Annotated in this window: 17 protein-coding genes, 1 pseudogene and 1 riboswitch; of the genes and pseudogenes, 14 read left to right on the top strand and 4 right to left on the bottom strand. The window is 72.7% G+C overall.

Going from position 1 to position 14,561, the window contains the following annotated elements; all coding sequences use genetic code 11:
• The first annotated feature begins 40 nt into the window (after nt 1-40).
• A complete protein-coding gene (locus BS75_RS47265) occupies nt 41-661 on the top strand; it encodes an ATP-binding protein (protein ID WP_160312223.1) in 621 nt (206 codons plus the stop codon).
• A 494-nt stretch (nt 662-1,155) separates the two neighbouring features.
• On the opposite strand, the gene BS75_RS35250 is transcribed toward BS75_RS47265, so the two are convergent.
• Nucleotides 1,156-2,361, bottom strand: coding sequence for an ROK family protein (locus tag BS75_RS35250; RefSeq protein WP_034091108.1), 1,206 nt, complete (start codon nt 2,359-2,361; stop codon nt 1,156-1,158).
• A 17-nt stretch (nt 2,362-2,378) separates the two neighbouring features.
• On the opposite strand from BS75_RS35250, the gene BS75_RS35245 reads away from it, so the two are divergent.
• The 4 genes from BS75_RS35245 (at nt 2,379) to BS75_RS35230 (ending at nt 5,821) form a co-directional block, all read left to right on the top strand.
• A complete protein-coding gene (locus BS75_RS35245) occupies nt 2,379-3,623 on the top strand; it encodes an MFS transporter (protein ID WP_034091107.1) in 1,245 nt (414 codons plus the stop codon).
• A gap of 2 nt (nt 3,624-3,625) precedes the next feature.
• Nucleotides 3,626-3,758, top strand: a riboswitch (cobalamin riboswitch).
• A 38-nt stretch (nt 3,759-3,796) separates the two neighbouring features.
• Entirely contained in the window at nt 3,797-4,045 is a 249-nt protein-coding gene (locus BS75_RS35240; protein WP_081982959.1) for a CbtB-domain containing protein, read from the top strand.
• 43 nt (nt 4,046-4,088) lie between these two features.
• Complete coding sequence (locus tag BS75_RS35235; protein ID WP_042437129.1) at nt 4,089-4,994, top strand: CbtA family protein; 906 nt, start codon at nt 4,089-4,091, stop codon at nt 4,992-4,994.
• Nucleotides 4,991-5,821, top strand: coding sequence for a (2Fe-2S)-binding protein (locus BS75_RS35230; RefSeq protein WP_052070115.1), 831 nt, complete (start codon nt 4,991-4,993; stop codon nt 5,819-5,821). The genes BS75_RS35235 and BS75_RS35230 overlap by 4 nt, the downstream gene beginning before the upstream one ends.
• A 16-nt stretch (nt 5,822-5,837) precedes the next feature.
• Here the strand turns inward: BS75_RS35230 and BS75_RS35225 are convergent, their stop codons facing one another.
• Complete coding sequence (locus BS75_RS35225) at nt 5,838-6,692, bottom strand: acyltransferase (protein WP_042437128.1); 855 nt, start codon at nt 6,690-6,692, stop codon at nt 5,838-5,840.
• A 341-nt stretch (nt 6,693-7,033) separates the two neighbouring features.
• Here BS75_RS35225 and BS75_RS47255 point away from each other — a divergent pair, with 341 nt between their 5' ends.
• The 9 genes and pseudogenes from BS75_RS47255 (at nt 7,034) to BS75_RS35190 (ending at nt 12,982) form a co-directional block, all read left to right on the top strand.
• On the top strand, nt 7,034-7,357 hold the full coding sequence (locus BS75_RS47255; protein WP_408022572.1) for a hypothetical protein: 324 nt from the start codon (nt 7,034-7,036) through the stop codon (nt 7,355-7,357).
• Nucleotides 7,314-7,862, top strand: a complete 549-nt coding sequence (locus BS75_RS35220; RefSeq protein ID WP_034091106.1) for a DUF6879 family protein — start codon at nt 7,314-7,316, stop codon at nt 7,860-7,862. Before BS75_RS47255 ends, BS75_RS35220 begins: the two co-directional genes overlap by 44 nt.
• A 37-nt stretch (nt 7,863-7,899) precedes the next feature.
• Nucleotides 7,900-8,106, top strand: a pseudogene (locus tag BS75_RS52005) (helix-turn-helix domain-containing protein); the annotation flags it as partial.
• A gap of 12 nt (nt 8,107-8,118) precedes the next feature.
• Nucleotides 8,119-8,751: a DUF5753 domain-containing protein gene (locus BS75_RS35215; protein WP_331281478.1), complete on the top strand. Its 633-nt coding sequence runs from the start codon at nt 8,119-8,121 to the stop codon at nt 8,749-8,751.
• A gap of 385 nt (nt 8,752-9,136) precedes the next feature.
• A complete protein-coding gene (locus BS75_RS35210) occupies nt 9,137-9,613 on the top strand; it encodes a glycine-rich domain-containing protein (RefSeq protein WP_042437127.1) in 477 nt (158 codons plus the stop codon).
• Nucleotides 9,614-9,794: 181 nt separating this feature from the next.
• Nucleotides 9,795-10,490 carry a phosphotransferase gene (locus BS75_RS35205; RefSeq protein ID WP_152645643.1) on the top strand — a complete coding sequence of 232 codons (696 nt, stop codon included), beginning with the start codon at nt 9,795-9,797 and terminating at the stop codon, nt 10,488-10,490.
• 509 nt (nt 10,491-10,999) lie between these two features.
• Complete coding sequence (locus tag BS75_RS35200) at nt 11,000-11,218, top strand: hypothetical protein (protein WP_034091104.1); 219 nt, start codon at nt 11,000-11,002, stop codon at nt 11,216-11,218.
• An 80-nt stretch (nt 11,219-11,298) separates the two neighbouring features.
• Nucleotides 11,299-12,243, top strand: coding sequence for a ribose-phosphate diphosphokinase (locus BS75_RS35195; protein WP_034094428.1), 945 nt, complete (start codon nt 11,299-11,301; stop codon nt 12,241-12,243).
• 94 nt (nt 12,244-12,337) lie between these two features.
• Entirely contained in the window at nt 12,338-12,982 is a 645-nt protein-coding gene (locus BS75_RS35190) for a LysE family translocator (RefSeq protein WP_034091103.1), read from the top strand.
• Between the two features lie 33 nt (nt 12,983-13,015).
• On the opposite strand, the gene BS75_RS45185 is transcribed toward BS75_RS35190, so the two are convergent.
• Together BS75_RS45185 and BS75_RS35180 are read right to left on the bottom strand one after the other, a co-directional pair.
• Nucleotides 13,016-13,546 carry an NUDIX hydrolase gene (locus BS75_RS45185; RefSeq protein WP_052070109.1) on the bottom strand — a complete coding sequence of 177 codons (531 nt, stop codon included), beginning with the start codon at nt 13,544-13,546 and terminating at the stop codon, nt 13,016-13,018.
• Between the two features lie 29 nt (nt 13,547-13,575).
• The gene (locus BS75_RS35180) at nt 13,576-14,388 is read right to left on the bottom strand and encodes an enoyl-CoA hydratase family protein (protein ID WP_042437126.1); all 813 of its coding nucleotides are present in this window, start codon (nt 14,386-14,388) and stop codon (nt 13,576-13,578) included.
• Nucleotides 14,389-14,561: the final 173 nt, after the last annotated feature.

Below are 14,561 nucleotides of genomic sequence, written 5' to 3'. Positions count from 1 at the left end.
GCACGCCCCTGTCCCCCGACACGGGAGGAGTCGAACGGTGATGTCAGAACACGGCAGCCCGCTCTACGAGCTCAGGCTCGTCGTCGAACCCCGGAGGTTCGCCGCCATCCGGCGGATCATCCAGGCGCACCTGCGCCACTGGGACCTGCCCGAGCTGGTGGACGCCGCCCAACTGGGCGCCACCGAACTGCTGGGCAACGTCCACCGGCATGTCGGCCCCGGACAGGAGTGCCTGCTCCGGCTCACCGCCGACGATGAAGTCCTGCGCCTGGAGGTGCACGACTCCAGCCCGGTGCTCCCCCGGCTGCTCCACCCCGACCTGGACGCGGCCGGCGGTCGCGGCCTCGGCATGGTGACGGCGCTGAGCAAGGAGTGGGGGGCGGCCCCGGAGGGCGAGGGCAAGGTCGTCTGGTTCACCCTCCAGGCCGCACCACGACTGGACCCCGCCCGGGGAGGGGCGGGGTGGCGGAACACCGGTGCTCCGCTGCAGGCCGTCGTGGATCAGGTGGCCGTGCTTCAGGAGTTGGAGCCGGCACCGGCGCCCGGGGCGCTGTCGGAGGGGCGGTCGGCCGAACCCGTCCCGGTCGCGGCCGCCGCGACCTTGTCGGTCACCGCGTCGGCGCCGGTCGAGCCGCCGTTGGTCTCGGTGAGCAGGTCGTAGCGCTGGCGGTACTCGAACTCGTCGATCTCACCGTCGGCGTACTTGCGGTTCAGGGTCTCGACCGGGGTCGGCGGCGCCGACTCCGGTCCGGACCACCCGGACCGGCGGCCGTGGTCCCGACCGTGGCCGTGGCCGCGGTCGAAGCCAGGACCGGGACCGTAGCCGCGCCCCGGCCCGCCGGCCAGCCCGTGGCGCCGGCGCAGCACCTTGCGGATGAAGATCGCGACCGCGACCCAGAACAGCGGGAACACCAGGAACCACGGGCCGGGCCCGCCGTGCCAGCTGTCCGCCAGCAGAGTTGTGTCCATCTCGCGCTCCTAGGGACTTCGTTCTCGGGGGCGCGCCGCGCGGTTTCGCGGCACGTCCCGAGCATCGCCCCGACGGGGCCCCCGGGTCGTCGTGCCCGGGCGGACACCTGTCCTGCTCCCCCGGGAGTACGCCGGGCCCACCCCCGCTACTCCCGCGAGCGCTCCCCCCGGGGCGGCCCCTGCCGCTCAGTCCCCGGACAGCACCCCGAGCGGGTCGGCGAGGACCGGGGCCCAGGCCAGTTCGGCGGCGCCGGCCAGCTCGGAGCGGTCCAGGGCGGCGGGGACGATCGGGACCCGGCCGCAGCGGCCCCAGTGGGAGCGGTCGGCGACCACGTCCGGGAGCCGCTCCGGGGCGGCGTCCAGCAGCGCCGCCAGGAAGGTGCCGAGGACGATCCGGTCGGGGTTGAGGATGTTGATCACCCCGGCGATGCCCAGGCCGAGCCGGTCGACGACATGGTCGAGGGCGGCCCTGGCGGCGGCGTCCCCGGCGGCCGCGTCGGCCAGCACCTCGGCCGTCTGCTCGTCCATGGAGCGGTCCGGGTCGGGGGTGCGGCCGGCGGCGGCGAGCAGGGCCGGCGGGTCGGCCTCGACGTCCAGGCAGCCCCGGTTGCCGCAGGGGCAGCGGCGGCCGTTCGGGTCGACCGTCAACTGACCGACCTCCAGGGCCAGTCCGGCGCTGCCGGTGTGCAACCGGCCGTCGACCACCAGTGCCCCGCCGATGCCCCGGTGGCCCGAGGCGATGTAGAGCAGGTGCCGGGCGCCGCGCCCCGCGCCGTGCCGGTGCTCGGCGAGCGCGGCGAGGTTGGCATCGTTGGCGACGTCCACCGGCAGCCCCAGACCGGCCTCGGCCACGGCCTGTTCGAGCAGGTCGCCGACGCGGGTGCCGGAGGGCCAGTCCAGGTACATGGCGGCGACGGCGGTGCGCTCGGGCAGGGCGACCGGGGTGGGCACCGCGAGGCCGAGGCCGACGCAGCGGCGCGGGTCGGCGGCGATCTGCCGCGCGGCCTCGGCGACGACGGCGCGCATCACCCGCTCGGGGGTCGGGTCGGCCGGCAGCGGCAGGTCGACCGGCTCGCCGAGCAGCCCGCCGAGGCCGGCCAGGGCGACGGTGAAGCCGTCGGCGTGGACCTGCGCGGCGACCACGACCGGCCCTGACGCGTCGACAGCCAGCCGGTGCGAGGGGCGGCCCCGGGTGCCGCCGGCCGGCCGGGCGTCAACGGTGATCAGCCGCAGCGCCTCCAACTCGCCGGTGATCGCGCCCGCGGTGGCCCGGGTGACCCCCAGCGCACCGGTGAGCGCGGAGCGGGTCGGCGCCGCTCCGGTGTGGATCAGCGAGAGCGCGGGCCCCAGGGCCGCACGCCCCCGGTCGGGACTTGTGTGAGTACGCTGCACCCTCCTATTCTGACTTTGTGCCGCAAATAAACAAAACAGCCGTCACTCCTGTCGCCTCCGCCGCCCCACACACCCGCCGTCCCACCGAGTGGTCGGCCAACCGGATCGCCCTGACCGCCTTCTTCGCCCTGGACGGGCTGGTCTTCGCCGGCTGGGTGGTCCGCATCCCGGCCGTCAAGGCGGCCGTCCACGCCTCGCCGGCCGATCTGGGGCTGGCCCTGCTCTGCGTGTCGATCGGGGCCATCGTGACCATGGGCCCGGTCGGCCGGCTGGTCCTGCGCCACGGCACCGCGCGGGTCACCCTGGTCGGCGCGGTCACGATGTGCGGCTCCGTGGCCCTGCCGCCGCAGGTCCACACGGTGCTCGGGCTGAGCGGGGCGCTGCTGCTGTTCGGCGCCGGCTTCGGCACCATGAACGTCGCCCTGAACAGCGCGGCGGTGGACCTGGTCGCCGTCATCCGCCGGCCGGTGATGCCGACCTTCCACGCCGCCTACAGCCTCGGCGGGCTGATCGGCGCCGCGCTCGGCGGAGTGCTGACCCGTTCCCTGACGGCCGCTCAGCACCTGGGCCTGATGGCGGCCTTCGGCCTGCTGGTCACCGCCGCCGCCGGGCCGGTACTGCTGCGCACCCACCCGGCGCCGGTGGCGGCCGCGGAGCCCGAGGACCCCGCTCCGGCGCCGGCCGACGGCCGGCTCCCCGCCGCCGGACCGTTCTTGCTGGTGCTGCTGCTCGGCCTGGTCGCGCTCTGCGACGCCTACGGCGAGGGCGCACTGGCCGACTGGGGCACCCTGCACCTCACCGCCGACCTGCACACCAGCGCCTCGGTCGCCGCCGCCGGCTTCGCCGCGTACTCGCTGGCGATGACCACCGGCCGGTTCAGCGGCACCCGGCTGGTCGAGCGCTTCGGCGCCACCCGGGTCATGGTCGGCGGCAGCGGCCTGGCCGCCGCAGGCATGCTGGTCGGCGCGCTCAGCCCGTCGCTGCCGCTGGTCCTGGGCGGGTTCCTGCTGGTCGGGCTCGGCCTGTCGAACATCTTCCCGCTGGCGATCGACCGGGCAGGGGCGCTCGACGGACCCAAGGGCGTGGCCACCGCCTCCATGCTGGGCTACGGCGGCATGGTCCTCGGCCCGCCGGTGATCGGCTTCCTGGCCCAGGGCATCGGACTCCCGCACGCCCTGCTCTCGGTGGCGCTGCTCGCGGCCCTCTCCGGCTGCTGCACCCTGGCCGTCCGCCGGGCCGCCGCCCGCACGATTGACTCTTGACAGACTCTTACCTACGATCGGCAGATCGTGACGGCACGAGGAAGCTGGTGGAACTCCAGCACGGTCGCGCCACTGTGAGCCGCTCCCCTCCCGGGGACCGGCGAGTCAGACACTCCGCCGCCGCGATGCCCCACCGAACCGAGGGACGCACGATCCCCGAAGGAGGCTCATCGATGAGCAGCAGTCTGCCCCTTACCGGTGTCACGGCCGGTGCCGCCGTCGGCCCCGCCACCGCCACCGCTCCGGTCGTCCTGCCCGCCGCCAGGGCGGCGGCCTGGCTCGCCGGCACCGCTCTGGCCGCCCTCGCGGCCTACTACTTCATCGGCGTGGACCAGGGCGCCTACTCGGTCCTCGGCCAGGACATGCACGTCCACGAGTTCGTCCACGACGCCCGGCACTTCCTCGGCTTCCCCTGCCACTGACCACTGCTGACAGGTCATAGATAAGTCGACAAGGGAATACGTGATGGAGAAAAGACTCATCCTGCGCGGGGTGCTGGCCGGCGCGGTGGCCGGGCTGCTCGCCTTCGTCTTCGCGCGGATCTTCGCCGAGCCGCTGATCGGCCGGGCGATCGACTACGAGAGCGGACGCGACGCCGCCGTCGCCGCGCTGGACCGGGCCGCCGGGACGGCGGTCCCGGACGAGGGGCCCGAGCTCTTCAGCCGTGGCGTCCAGGCCAACCTGGGGATCGGCGTCGGCATGGTGCTCTTCGGCATGGCCATGGGCGCGCTCCTCGCCGTCGTCCACGCGGTCTGCGTCGGCCGGGTCGGCCGGCTGCGGCCCCGCACCCTGGCGCTGCTGGTGGCGCTGGGCGGCTTCCTCGGCATCTACCTGGTGCCGTTCCTGAAGTACCCGGCCGACCCGCCGTCGATCGGGCACCCGGACACCATCCACGACCGGGGCAACCTCTACCTGGGCATGGTGGGCTGCTCGGTGCTGCTACTGGTCGCCGCCGTATGGTTGGGCCGACGGCTCCAGCCGCGCCTCGGCAACTGGAACGCCACGCTGCTGGCCGGCGCCGCCTTCGCGGTGGCCATCGGCACGGTCATGGCCCTGCTCCCCTCGCTGGGCGAACTGCCGGCGAACGTGAAGGAGTTCGGACACATGGCGAGCGAGACCCCGCTGCCGCTGCGGGACGCCCGGGGCGTGATCGTCTACCCGGGTTTCCCGGCCGACACGCTCTTCTCCTTCCGGCTGTACTCCGTCGCCGCCCAACTGCTGCTCTGGGCGACCCTGGGGCTGCTGTTCGGGCCGATGGCGGAGCGGCTGCTCGACCCCGGACGCGCCGCTCTCCGGCGCGCGCCGCAGGCGGTCGGCGTCCAGACGGTCGGCACCCAAGCGGTCGGCGCACCGGCGGTCGGCGCACTGTGAAGCCGCTGGAGCCGGGCCCGGTCGCGGCCGGGACGGAAGCGACGCTGCGGCGGCTCGCGGCCCTCGGGCCGTTCTTCGCCGTGGCGGCGCATCCCCCGCCCGTCCGCCCGGACGCCGCTCCGCCCGCCCCCTGGCGGGTCTTCGGCGAGCTGACCGCCGACCCGGCCCTGCTCCGGGACCGGGTCGACCGGGTCCGCGCCCACCTGGCCTCGGCCGGCCGACAGCCGGTCGCGGCGGTGGAGCTGCGGGTCGCCGCGTCCGTGGCCCAACTCGGGCTGACCGCCCGGCTGCTGTCGCCCGCCCTGGCCCTGGCCGCGCTCGACGGCGCCCGCCCGTGCCTGGATCCGGGCGCCCTGCGCTGGCAGCCGGAGCTCGGCGGCGCCTTCCCGCTCTCGCTGCCGCTCGCGGACCTGGCCCCGGGCCCCGACCCGGCCCCGGCACCCGGCGTCCCGGCCGGCACGGCCGACCCGGCCGGGACGGTGGAGGCCTGGGCCGACGCCCTGCTGGCGGGCCCGGTCCGGGAGCTGGTCCGGGCGGTGGCGCGGCTTTCGGTCGCCGAGCAGATCCTGTGGGGCAATGTCGCCTCGGCCGTCGACGCCGCCGCCCGGGTGGCCGGCGCGGCCCTCCCCGCGCGGGCCGCCCGACTCCGGGCCACCGCCGACCTGCTGCTGGACCATCCGCTGCTGCGTGCCGCGCACACGGCCGACGCCGGTACCGGCCGGTTCCGGCGACGCAACTGCTGCCTGATCTACCGGGCCGCGCCCGGACGGGCCGGCGGTCTCTGCGGGGACTGCGTCCTGGGCGGCGGCCGAGCCCCCGCCCGGTAGCGGGTCGACCGGCCGGTCAGCCCACCGGGTCCGCGTCCGGAGCCTGCCGGGCCGCCGGCGCCGCGCCGTCCTTGGGCGGGTGCAAGTCCCAGCCGATCAGCGCGACCAGTTCCTCGTGGGTGATGCCCGGCGGGACCGGCTTGGGCGCGACCGTCCGGATCGGTGGCTGCCAGCCCTCCTCGGGGGTGTAGCGGCGGACCACCCTGGCCGGCGCGCCGACGACCACGCTGTGGTCGGGGACGGTGCCGCGCACCACCGCGTTGGCGGCCACCACCACGTTCCGGCCGATGGTCGCCCCGGGCAGGATCACCGCGCCGGTGCCGATCCAGCTGCCGGAGCCTATCGACACTGCCTCGTTGCGCGGCCACTGCTTGCCGATGGGCAGGTCCGGGTCGTCGTAGGAGTGGTTCTCGTCGGTGACGTAGACCCCGGGGCCGGTCCAGACGTCGTCGCCGAAGGTGATCGAGTGGTGCCCGACGATATGGCTGTCCCGGCCGATCACGCAGCCGTTGCCGATCCGGACGACAGGCTCGGGGCCGAGGTCGAGGCCGGGCAGGAAGCCGGCCGACATCGAGACGCCCTCGCCGATGATGCAGTAACTGCCGATGTGGATCCACTGCTCGTTGAAGACCGAGCCGAGCGGGAAGGTCAGCCGCGAACAGGGGCCGAGCGCGCCGAAGCGCAGCCGTCCGGGCCGGTCGGCGCTGACCGAGCCGGCCTCCTGCACCCACCCCCAGCCCCGGTGGACCAGCGAGGTCGCGGCGCGACCGGCCCGCTTCCGGACGGCGGTGCGGATCTTCTCGGCGAACGGCAGGAGTGCCTTCGTACGGTCGGTACGAAAGGCACGGGAGCGGGTAGTGATCGGCGGCATGATCAGAGGGTACGACGGCTGCGGCGCGTGCCTGCTTGGGGTGCGGCGGCTGTCGCGCAAGTCCGATGCGACTTCTTCACCCGAACGGCAGGAGGCGAACGTGCTGCCGCCGTCGCCGCTGTCGGCGGGCACGCCATCGCACGGGCCGACGACTGGAAGTGTCAGGGGCGCCTGCGGGCACGACAGCCCGTGGAACCTGAGCGATCCCACTGATGAGACCCGGCTGACGATGAACCCCTGTCTCCCGTTCCTCCGGTCGCCTCCGAGCCGGGGGCGACGGGGCAGGCAGCGGGTACCGGAGTCGACCGTGGCGCCCTTGCCGGCCACCACCCTCAAGGAGGATGGTTTTGCAAGTACCCGCAACGATTTCGACACGGGAGATCACCATGGCGCTAGATTTCTTCGGGATCGATCCCACCACCGAGAAGGACGGATCTCCTACGGTGTGGGCGGAGCGCGAGACCGCAGACCTGGTGTTCCAAGGACCGATGGCAGAAGAGGAGTTGACGGCAGAGGTCGGCGGCCGGAGCTGGTCGCCCGGCCACTCGGCGGGCATCCCGGCTCACGAATTTGTGATGAGGATGCCAGCCCGCATGGTGCCGTTCATCAGGAAGGCGTGCGATGAAGCAGAACGACTGGCAGCAACCCGAGGTACCGAGCTTTGACGAGTCGCTGAGCCGCGCGCAGCGGTCGGCTGTTCACCTGGAGATGCGGGACGCCTACGGTGTCGGCGGTGAGTCTTCCGGCTTCTCCCGGTGGTTGAAGACGGGCGAGAGGGACAACGACCCCACCTCGGAGTACTGGCGCGAGTGGGTCGAGAACATCGCGGCCAACGTCGCCCGCGGCGTCGTGATCCGACGCGCCCGGATCGTCTCCGAGCCCGTCACCGACTACATCCGGTGGGAGCATGAGGGCACTGTTGTGAACCTCGCTTCGGGTGAGCAGGTCCGATGGCTACCACGCCGCCTGGCGTCGGACATCGCACTGCCCGGAAACGACTTCTGGGTGTTCGATGGCGAGACCGTGGTGTTCAACCACTTCACAGGCGAGGGGGATTGGGCAGATCCACCGAAGGAACTGAGGGCTGAGCCGGCCGTGGCGAAGCTGTGCACCTCCGCCTTTGAGGCGGTGTGGGAGCGGGCCATCCCCCACGAGAAGTTCACCATGTGACGCCCACTGCCGCTACGACCAACCGGACCGCCCGCCGATGCCCCCTCTTCCCCCGTCCTCCAGCGCACAAGCCGCACGGGCGGCTCTTGCCGATCGTCTCCAGAACATCCGCAAGGACGCCGGGATAACCGGCCGTGAGCTGTCTGCACGGTGCGGGTGGCATCCGGCGAAGACCTCACGCCTCCAGGATGCGAAGGCCGCCCCCTCCGAATCGGATATCCGCGCGTGGTGCGCGGCCTGCGGTGCCGGAGACCAGGTGCCTGACCTCATTGCGGCAGCCCGTGCCGTTGAGTTGATGTACGTCGAGTGGCGGCGCCTGCGGCACGCCGGGCTGAGGAACCTACAGGAGTCCTACACAGCTCTGTACGAGCAGACCCGGATGTTCCGCTTCTACACGTCCGACGTGGTACCGGGGGTGTTGCAAACGTCTGCTTACGTTCGGGCAATCATGTCCCGGTTCGCCACAGCGAGCCGTACCCCGGACGATCTGGAACAAGCTGTGGCGACGAAGATGGAGCGGGCCGAAGTCATCCACTCCGGCAATCACCGATTCGTGTTCGTACTGGAGGAAGCGGTTCTTCGCTACCGGATAGGCGACGCTGAGGCCATGGCCGGCCAGCTTGGACACCTGCTCTCAGTCATGTCACTGCCGCGCGTCAGCCTGGGCGTCATCCCGTTCACCGTCGAACGGCCCATGTGGCCGGTCGAGTCCTTCCGGGTCTACGACGACCAGCGGGTGCAGGTCGAGCTGGTGTCCGCATCGGTCAACGTGACAACCCCGGCAGAAATCGGGGAGTACGTGCGTACCTTCGCCGAACTGCAAGCCCTGGCGGTATACGGGGCGCGTGCCCGCGCTCTGGTCACTACAGCGATAGCCGCTATCGGGTGATGCCGCGCAACTACTAGCAACTCTGTTGGTGGTGGCTGATGTCGCTCCCTACCGTCTTGAACAGGACAAGGGAAGGGGACGGCGGATGTCCTTCGGGTGGTTCCTCACTGTGACGCCGCAGGAGTGCAGCGGGTGCGGCGGGACGGCAACTCTGACGGCTGTACCTGCGCCCTCCGGGCGGCGGGGAGCCATGGGAGGCGTCACCACAGCACGTCCGGCACACCGACGACGCCGAGGACTTGCGGGCGCGGGTGGCGGTCGAGAACGCCCGCAGCCGCGCAGGGCACTGCTGATAATCCCTCCCCGTGCCCCACAAGCTCCCGTCCCTTGCTGGGACGGGCCTGCAAGGTTCGAGCACATCGACGCACCAGGAGAGGCAAGCACCATGAGTGAGAGCACATCCTTTGTGTCGGCGGGCGCTGACCCGCGCACGCTCATCCGCCCGGAGGTCCGCACCCTGGTCATCACCACCATGCGGGCGCAGCACCCGGAGGTGGCCGAGGAGCGCGCAGAGCTGGGAGTCGGGCAGATGGCGGCGTTCCTGACCGCCTGCGCCACCAACGACCGGCCGCTCAGCCCCTCGCCCGAGGTGGACGACTACTGGCACGCGTTCGTCCTCAACACCGAGGCGTACATGGACTGGTGCGCGGAGTCGTTCGGCAAGATGGTGCACCACAAGCCGGGCTACCTGGACCCGGAGGAGCACGGCGGCGGCAAGGTGCTGCGGGCCCGCGCCATCGACGCCATCGCTGGTTTGGGGTTCCTGCTCGAACCGGACTTCTGGCCGGAGATCGAACTGGCGGACTGCTCGCAGTGTCACGCCAACTGCCATGACAGCCCGTTCGCTGGCCACAAGGGCTGATCAGCAAGCCCGACCGGTGCCCCGCGCTGCGGGGCACCGGCTTCCCACCGTTCAGGCAAAGGAACGATGAGTGTTGTCGCCACAGCGAACCGAGTGGACCCACCTCCCTGACGAAGCACGGGAGGCGGTGCAGAAACACACGGGCCAGGTGCTCAGCGCACGCAGCGCTGAGACCGGAGTCATGTCCACCTTTGCGAGCATGCTGGACACCCGAACGGGCTCCGTCTTCGTCAAGGCCACCCCGGCGGACAGTCCGACAGCGTGGACCTACCGGCACGAAGCGCGCGTGACCGCTGCCGCGCCGCTGGCCCCGCCGCTGCTCTGGCAGGCCGAGGGCGGAGGCTGGCTGCTCTACGGGTACGGCGCACTCGCGGGCTGGCATCCGAGCTTCGCCCCTGACTCCCCGGACCTGCGACCGGTGGTCTATGCGCTGACGGTCGTGTCGGGCCACCCGTGGCCGATCGAGGTCAGCAAGAAGCCGCTCAGTGACCGCCTGGCCCGGTTCATGCCCCCCGGTAGCGAGGGGGCACTCGACGGCAGCACGCTGGCCCACACCGATACGGGCGAGTTCAATCTCCTGGTCACTGGCTCCGGCGTCCGGCTGATCGACTGGGCACTGTCCTGCCCGGGGCCGGAATGGACAGATGCGGCGCTGCTCGTCCCCCGGCTGATCGCGGCGGGACACACCCCGGAGCAAGCCGACTACGTGGCCCGGCATGTCCCGGCCTACCGCGACGCGGACCCGGCCCGGATGAGCATCTTCGCCCGGACCATCCATGCGTTCTGGGCCAGCCGCACGGCAGACGCCCCCCTCCCCCAGCGCGTACGGCTCACGGAGGCCGCGGAGCGGTGGATGCTGACCCGCGTACGTCCCTGACGCGTCCGGGGGTGGCCCGGGTGTCCCCGCCTGCTCCTTCAGGCCGCCCTCGGCTGCCCTCCCCCGTGGAGTATCCGGGGCCTTTCGCTGGTCGGACGGCAGGCTGTACGAACGCGCTCTCGGCGAACGGCATGCGGACACGTTGGCCGGACCGGTCCGCGTCAGCGCCTCGGGGGTGGCGCCGCGCCCCGCCGGGCGCCTCCCGGACCGGTCGTCTGGCGCCTCCTCGCCCCGCCGCCGACAGGTCCTCACCCCGCCGCGCCCGCCTGTCGCCCGCGCGGCGGCCCGAAGGCGGCTACCGTGATCACCGGACCCGATCAGGGAATCCCACTGCCTCCGGAACGGCCGACCGCCGAGGAGCGGCAGGTGGCGCGGCGCCGACCCGATCCGGCGACCGGCGGCCGAGCGCCGACCGGCCCGTGCCCCCGTTCCGACGACGTTCTCGTCCGTCCTTACCCGCCCGGCGAGAGCGGGACCACCGTTCAGTGACCGTCCTCCGAGGAGAACCCATGCGCGCGGCCCCCGCCCCCGCTGCCCCCACCGACAGTCCGGGCCGCCTCCCGGCACCGCCCCCGCCGGATCCCGCCCGTGAGGAGTTCCGCACCTCCGGCTGCATCCAGGGCTTAGCCATGGCCCTCGTCCCGTTGGGCTGGCTGCTGCTGGCCCTGCTCTGGCCGCACATCGTGCACCTGTTCTCCGCCCCGGCGCTGGAGCCCGTTCGACCGTGATCGCCGACGGCCCGGCGGCGGTCCGCCCCTCCCGTTACCATGTGTTCGACAGGCGGGTGTGCCCGAACAAGGAGCAGATCGTGCGAGACATCGCCGTTTTCAGCGGCAGTGCCCACCCGGAGCTGGCGGCCGAGGTCTGCGCGCACCTGGGCGTGCCGCTCAGCCCGGTACGGGTGAACCGGTTCGCCAACGACTGCCTTGAGGTCCAACTGCAGGCCAACTGCCGTGAGCGGGACGTCTTCCTGGTCCAACCGCTGGTCACCCCGGTCCAGGAGAACCTGGTCGAGCTGCTGCTGATGTGCGACGCCGCGCGCGGCGCGTCGGCGGGCCGGATCACCGTGGTCATGCCGCACTACGCCTACGCCCGCTCGGACAAGAAGGACGCTCCGCGGATCTCCATCGGCGGCCGGCTGGTGGCCGACCTGCTGGTCGCCTCGGGGGCGAGCCGGGTGCTGGCGATGACGCTGCACTCGCCGCAGGTGCACGGCTTCTTCTCGGTGCCGGTGGACCACCTGCACGCACTGCGCGAGCTGGCCGAGCACTTCCGCCGCTACGACCTCTCGCGGACCACCGTCGTCTCGCCCGACCTGGGCAACGCCAAGGAGGCGGCAGCCTTCGCCCGGCTGCTGGGCGTCCAGGTCGCCGCCGGGGCCAAGCAGCGCTTCGCCGACGACCGGGTGAGCATCAGCGCGGTCATCGGCGAGATCGCGGGCCGCGACATCATCGTCCTGGACGACGAGATCGCCAAGGGCAGCACGGTGATCGAACTGCTGGACCGGCTGCGGGAGCTGGGCGCCCGTTCGATCCGGGTCGCCTGCACCCACGGGCTGTTCACCGCCGGCGCGCTCAAGCGCCTCTCGGACCAGCCCGACGTGCTGGAGATCGTCTGCACCAACACCGTGCCGATCCCGGACGGGGAGCGCACCGCGAAGCTGCAGGTGCTGTCGATCGCCCCGGCGCTGGCCGAGGCCGTCCGCCGGATCCACAACGGCGAGTCGGTGAGCGCCCTGTTCGACCCCTCCTGACGCTCCGTCGGACACCTTCGTGAAGCATTGCTTACTTGATGGCCGTAGCAACTTTCGCTTTTGCTGAAGCATGTCCAGCCGCGATCCTGGTCCCATGATCGGAACCAACGCGCTGCTCGGTGTCTCCGCCGTGGCCCTCGGCATGGTGCTCACGCCCGGCCCCAACATGATGTACCTGGTCTCCCGGAGCATCACCCAGGGGCGGCGGGCCGGGCTGCTCTCGCTGGCCGGGGTCGCCGTCGGCTTCCTGGCCTACCTCAGCGCCGCCAACCTGGGCCTCTCCGTGGTCTTCCTCGCCGTCCCGGAACTGTACGCGGCGGTGAAGCTGGCGGGCGCCGGCTACCTGGTCTGGCTGGCCTGGAAGGCGCTGCGCCCGGGCGGCCTCTCGGTCTTCGCGCCGCAGGCCCTCGCCCCCGACCCGCCCCGACGGCTGTTCGCCATGGGGCTGCTGACCAATCTGCTGAACCCGAAGATCGCGGTGATGTACCTCTCGCTGATCCCCCAGTTCATCCGCCCCGGTGCGGGCAGCGCGCTGGTACAGGGCTTCACCCTGGGCGGTGTGCAGATCGCCGTCAGCCTGGCCGTCAACCTCGGCATCGTGCTGGCGGCGGGCAGCATCGCCGCCTTCCTGGCCGACCGCCCCGGCTGGTTGCGGGCCCAGCGCTACCTGATGGGCACCGTCCTGGGCCTGCTGGCCGTGAAGCTGGCGACGGAGCGTTCGACGGCAGCCCCGGTCTGACGGATCGGTCCGACAGACCGGTCCGACGGCCGCTCAGCCCGTCGTCGGTCGGTCGAGCAGCGCGGTCAGCAGCGGCAGCCAGTCGGCCCCCGAGGTGCGCCGGACGACCTCGTCCCGGTCGACCCACTCGGCCGCGCCGCACTCGGAGTCGGGGTCCGGGCTGGTCGGCTCGCCGGGGCCGTCGAGGCGGACGGCGTAGAAGGCCATGTACGCCCGCGCCGGGTAGTGGTAGTCGGCCGGCCTGGGCACCAGCAGGGTGATCTGCTGGCCGCCGATCAGGGTCAGCCGCTCGGGCGGGAGTTCCAGCCCGCCCTCCTCCGCGAGTTCCCGAGCGGCGGCGACCACCGGCGTCTCCCCCGCGTCGAGGTGTCCGCCCGGGACGCTCCAGCCGCGTCCCGGGCGGTCCACCCGGCTCAGCAGCATCCGGTCGGCGGCGTCCAGGGCTATCACGAAGGCCGTGGTGACCTCGTAGCCCTCCGGAAGGTCCGGACTGAGCACGATGTCCATCCGGTGCGACGGACGGACCCAGGGCACGGTCAGGGAGTCGAGCACGGTCGCAGCCATGCGCCGATCATGGCAGAGCTCCTCGCCCGTCAGTCGCCGGGGACCCACCTGGGCGGGCGGCGCTCCAGGAAGGAGAGCATGCCCTCGCGGGCCTCCTCGGAGCCGAAGAGCAGCGCGGACTGGGCGACCATCGACTCGCCGTCGCGTTCGAAGGTGCGCAGCACCTCGGCCGTGACCAGCCGCTTGGTCTCGGCGAGGCCCTGCGGCGAGCACTTGCGGAAGGCGTCCAGGACCGCCGCCAGCGCGGGCGCGGTGTCCGCCGCCGCCTCGGAGACCAGGCCGATCCGCTGGGCCTCGGCGGCGTCGAAGACGGAGCCGGTGAGGAACCAGCGGGCCGCGCCGCGCGGGTCCAGCCGGGGCAGCAGTGGCAGCGAGATCGCGGCCGGCGCGAGTCCGAGCCTGACCTCGGTGAAGGCGAAGGTCGACGTGGGCCCGGCGATGACCAGGTCGCAGCCGCCGAGCAGGCCGAGGCCGCCGGCCCGGACATGGCCGTCCACCCGGGCCACCACCGGCTTGGCGAACTCCACCAGCGCCCGCATCAGGCCGACCAGGCGGCGCGGGTTGGCGGTCGGGTCGCCGCTGGTCGCCTCGGAGAGGTCCGCGCCGGCGCAGAAGGTCCCGCCGGAGTGGTCCAGCACGACGGCCCGCACCTCCGGATCCTTGCCCGCCTCGGCCAGCCCCTGCTCCAGCTCGGCGACCAGCCGGGCCGAGAGCGCGTTGCGGTTGGCCGGGGAGTCCAGCGTGAGCGTGGCGACGGCCTGCTCGACCCGGTACCGGACCAGGCGCGGGGCGTCGGTCTCGGGGACGGGCGTGGGCTCGGGCTTTGACGTCGGGTCCGACATGGGCGGGTTTCCTCTCCTGGGGTCCGCATGCTGAGACAGGACGCTACTGCACCGAGCCGTCCCACCGTAAGGATCTTGCCCGCTTCAGCCGGAAGCCACCGTGAGCGACCGCTGCCGCCGCAGCTGCCGCAGCTGCCGCCGTCGCCGCCGTCGCCGCAGTTGCCCCGGCGGCG

Source organism: Streptacidiphilus albus JL83 (assembly GCF_000744705.1).
Taxonomy (GTDB): Bacteria; Actinomycetota; Actinomycetes; order Streptomycetales; family Streptomycetaceae; genus Streptacidiphilus; species Streptacidiphilus albus.
The sequence above is the reverse complement of the archived record's forward strand: the minus strand, read 5'-3'. Positions and strand labels throughout refer to the sequence as shown.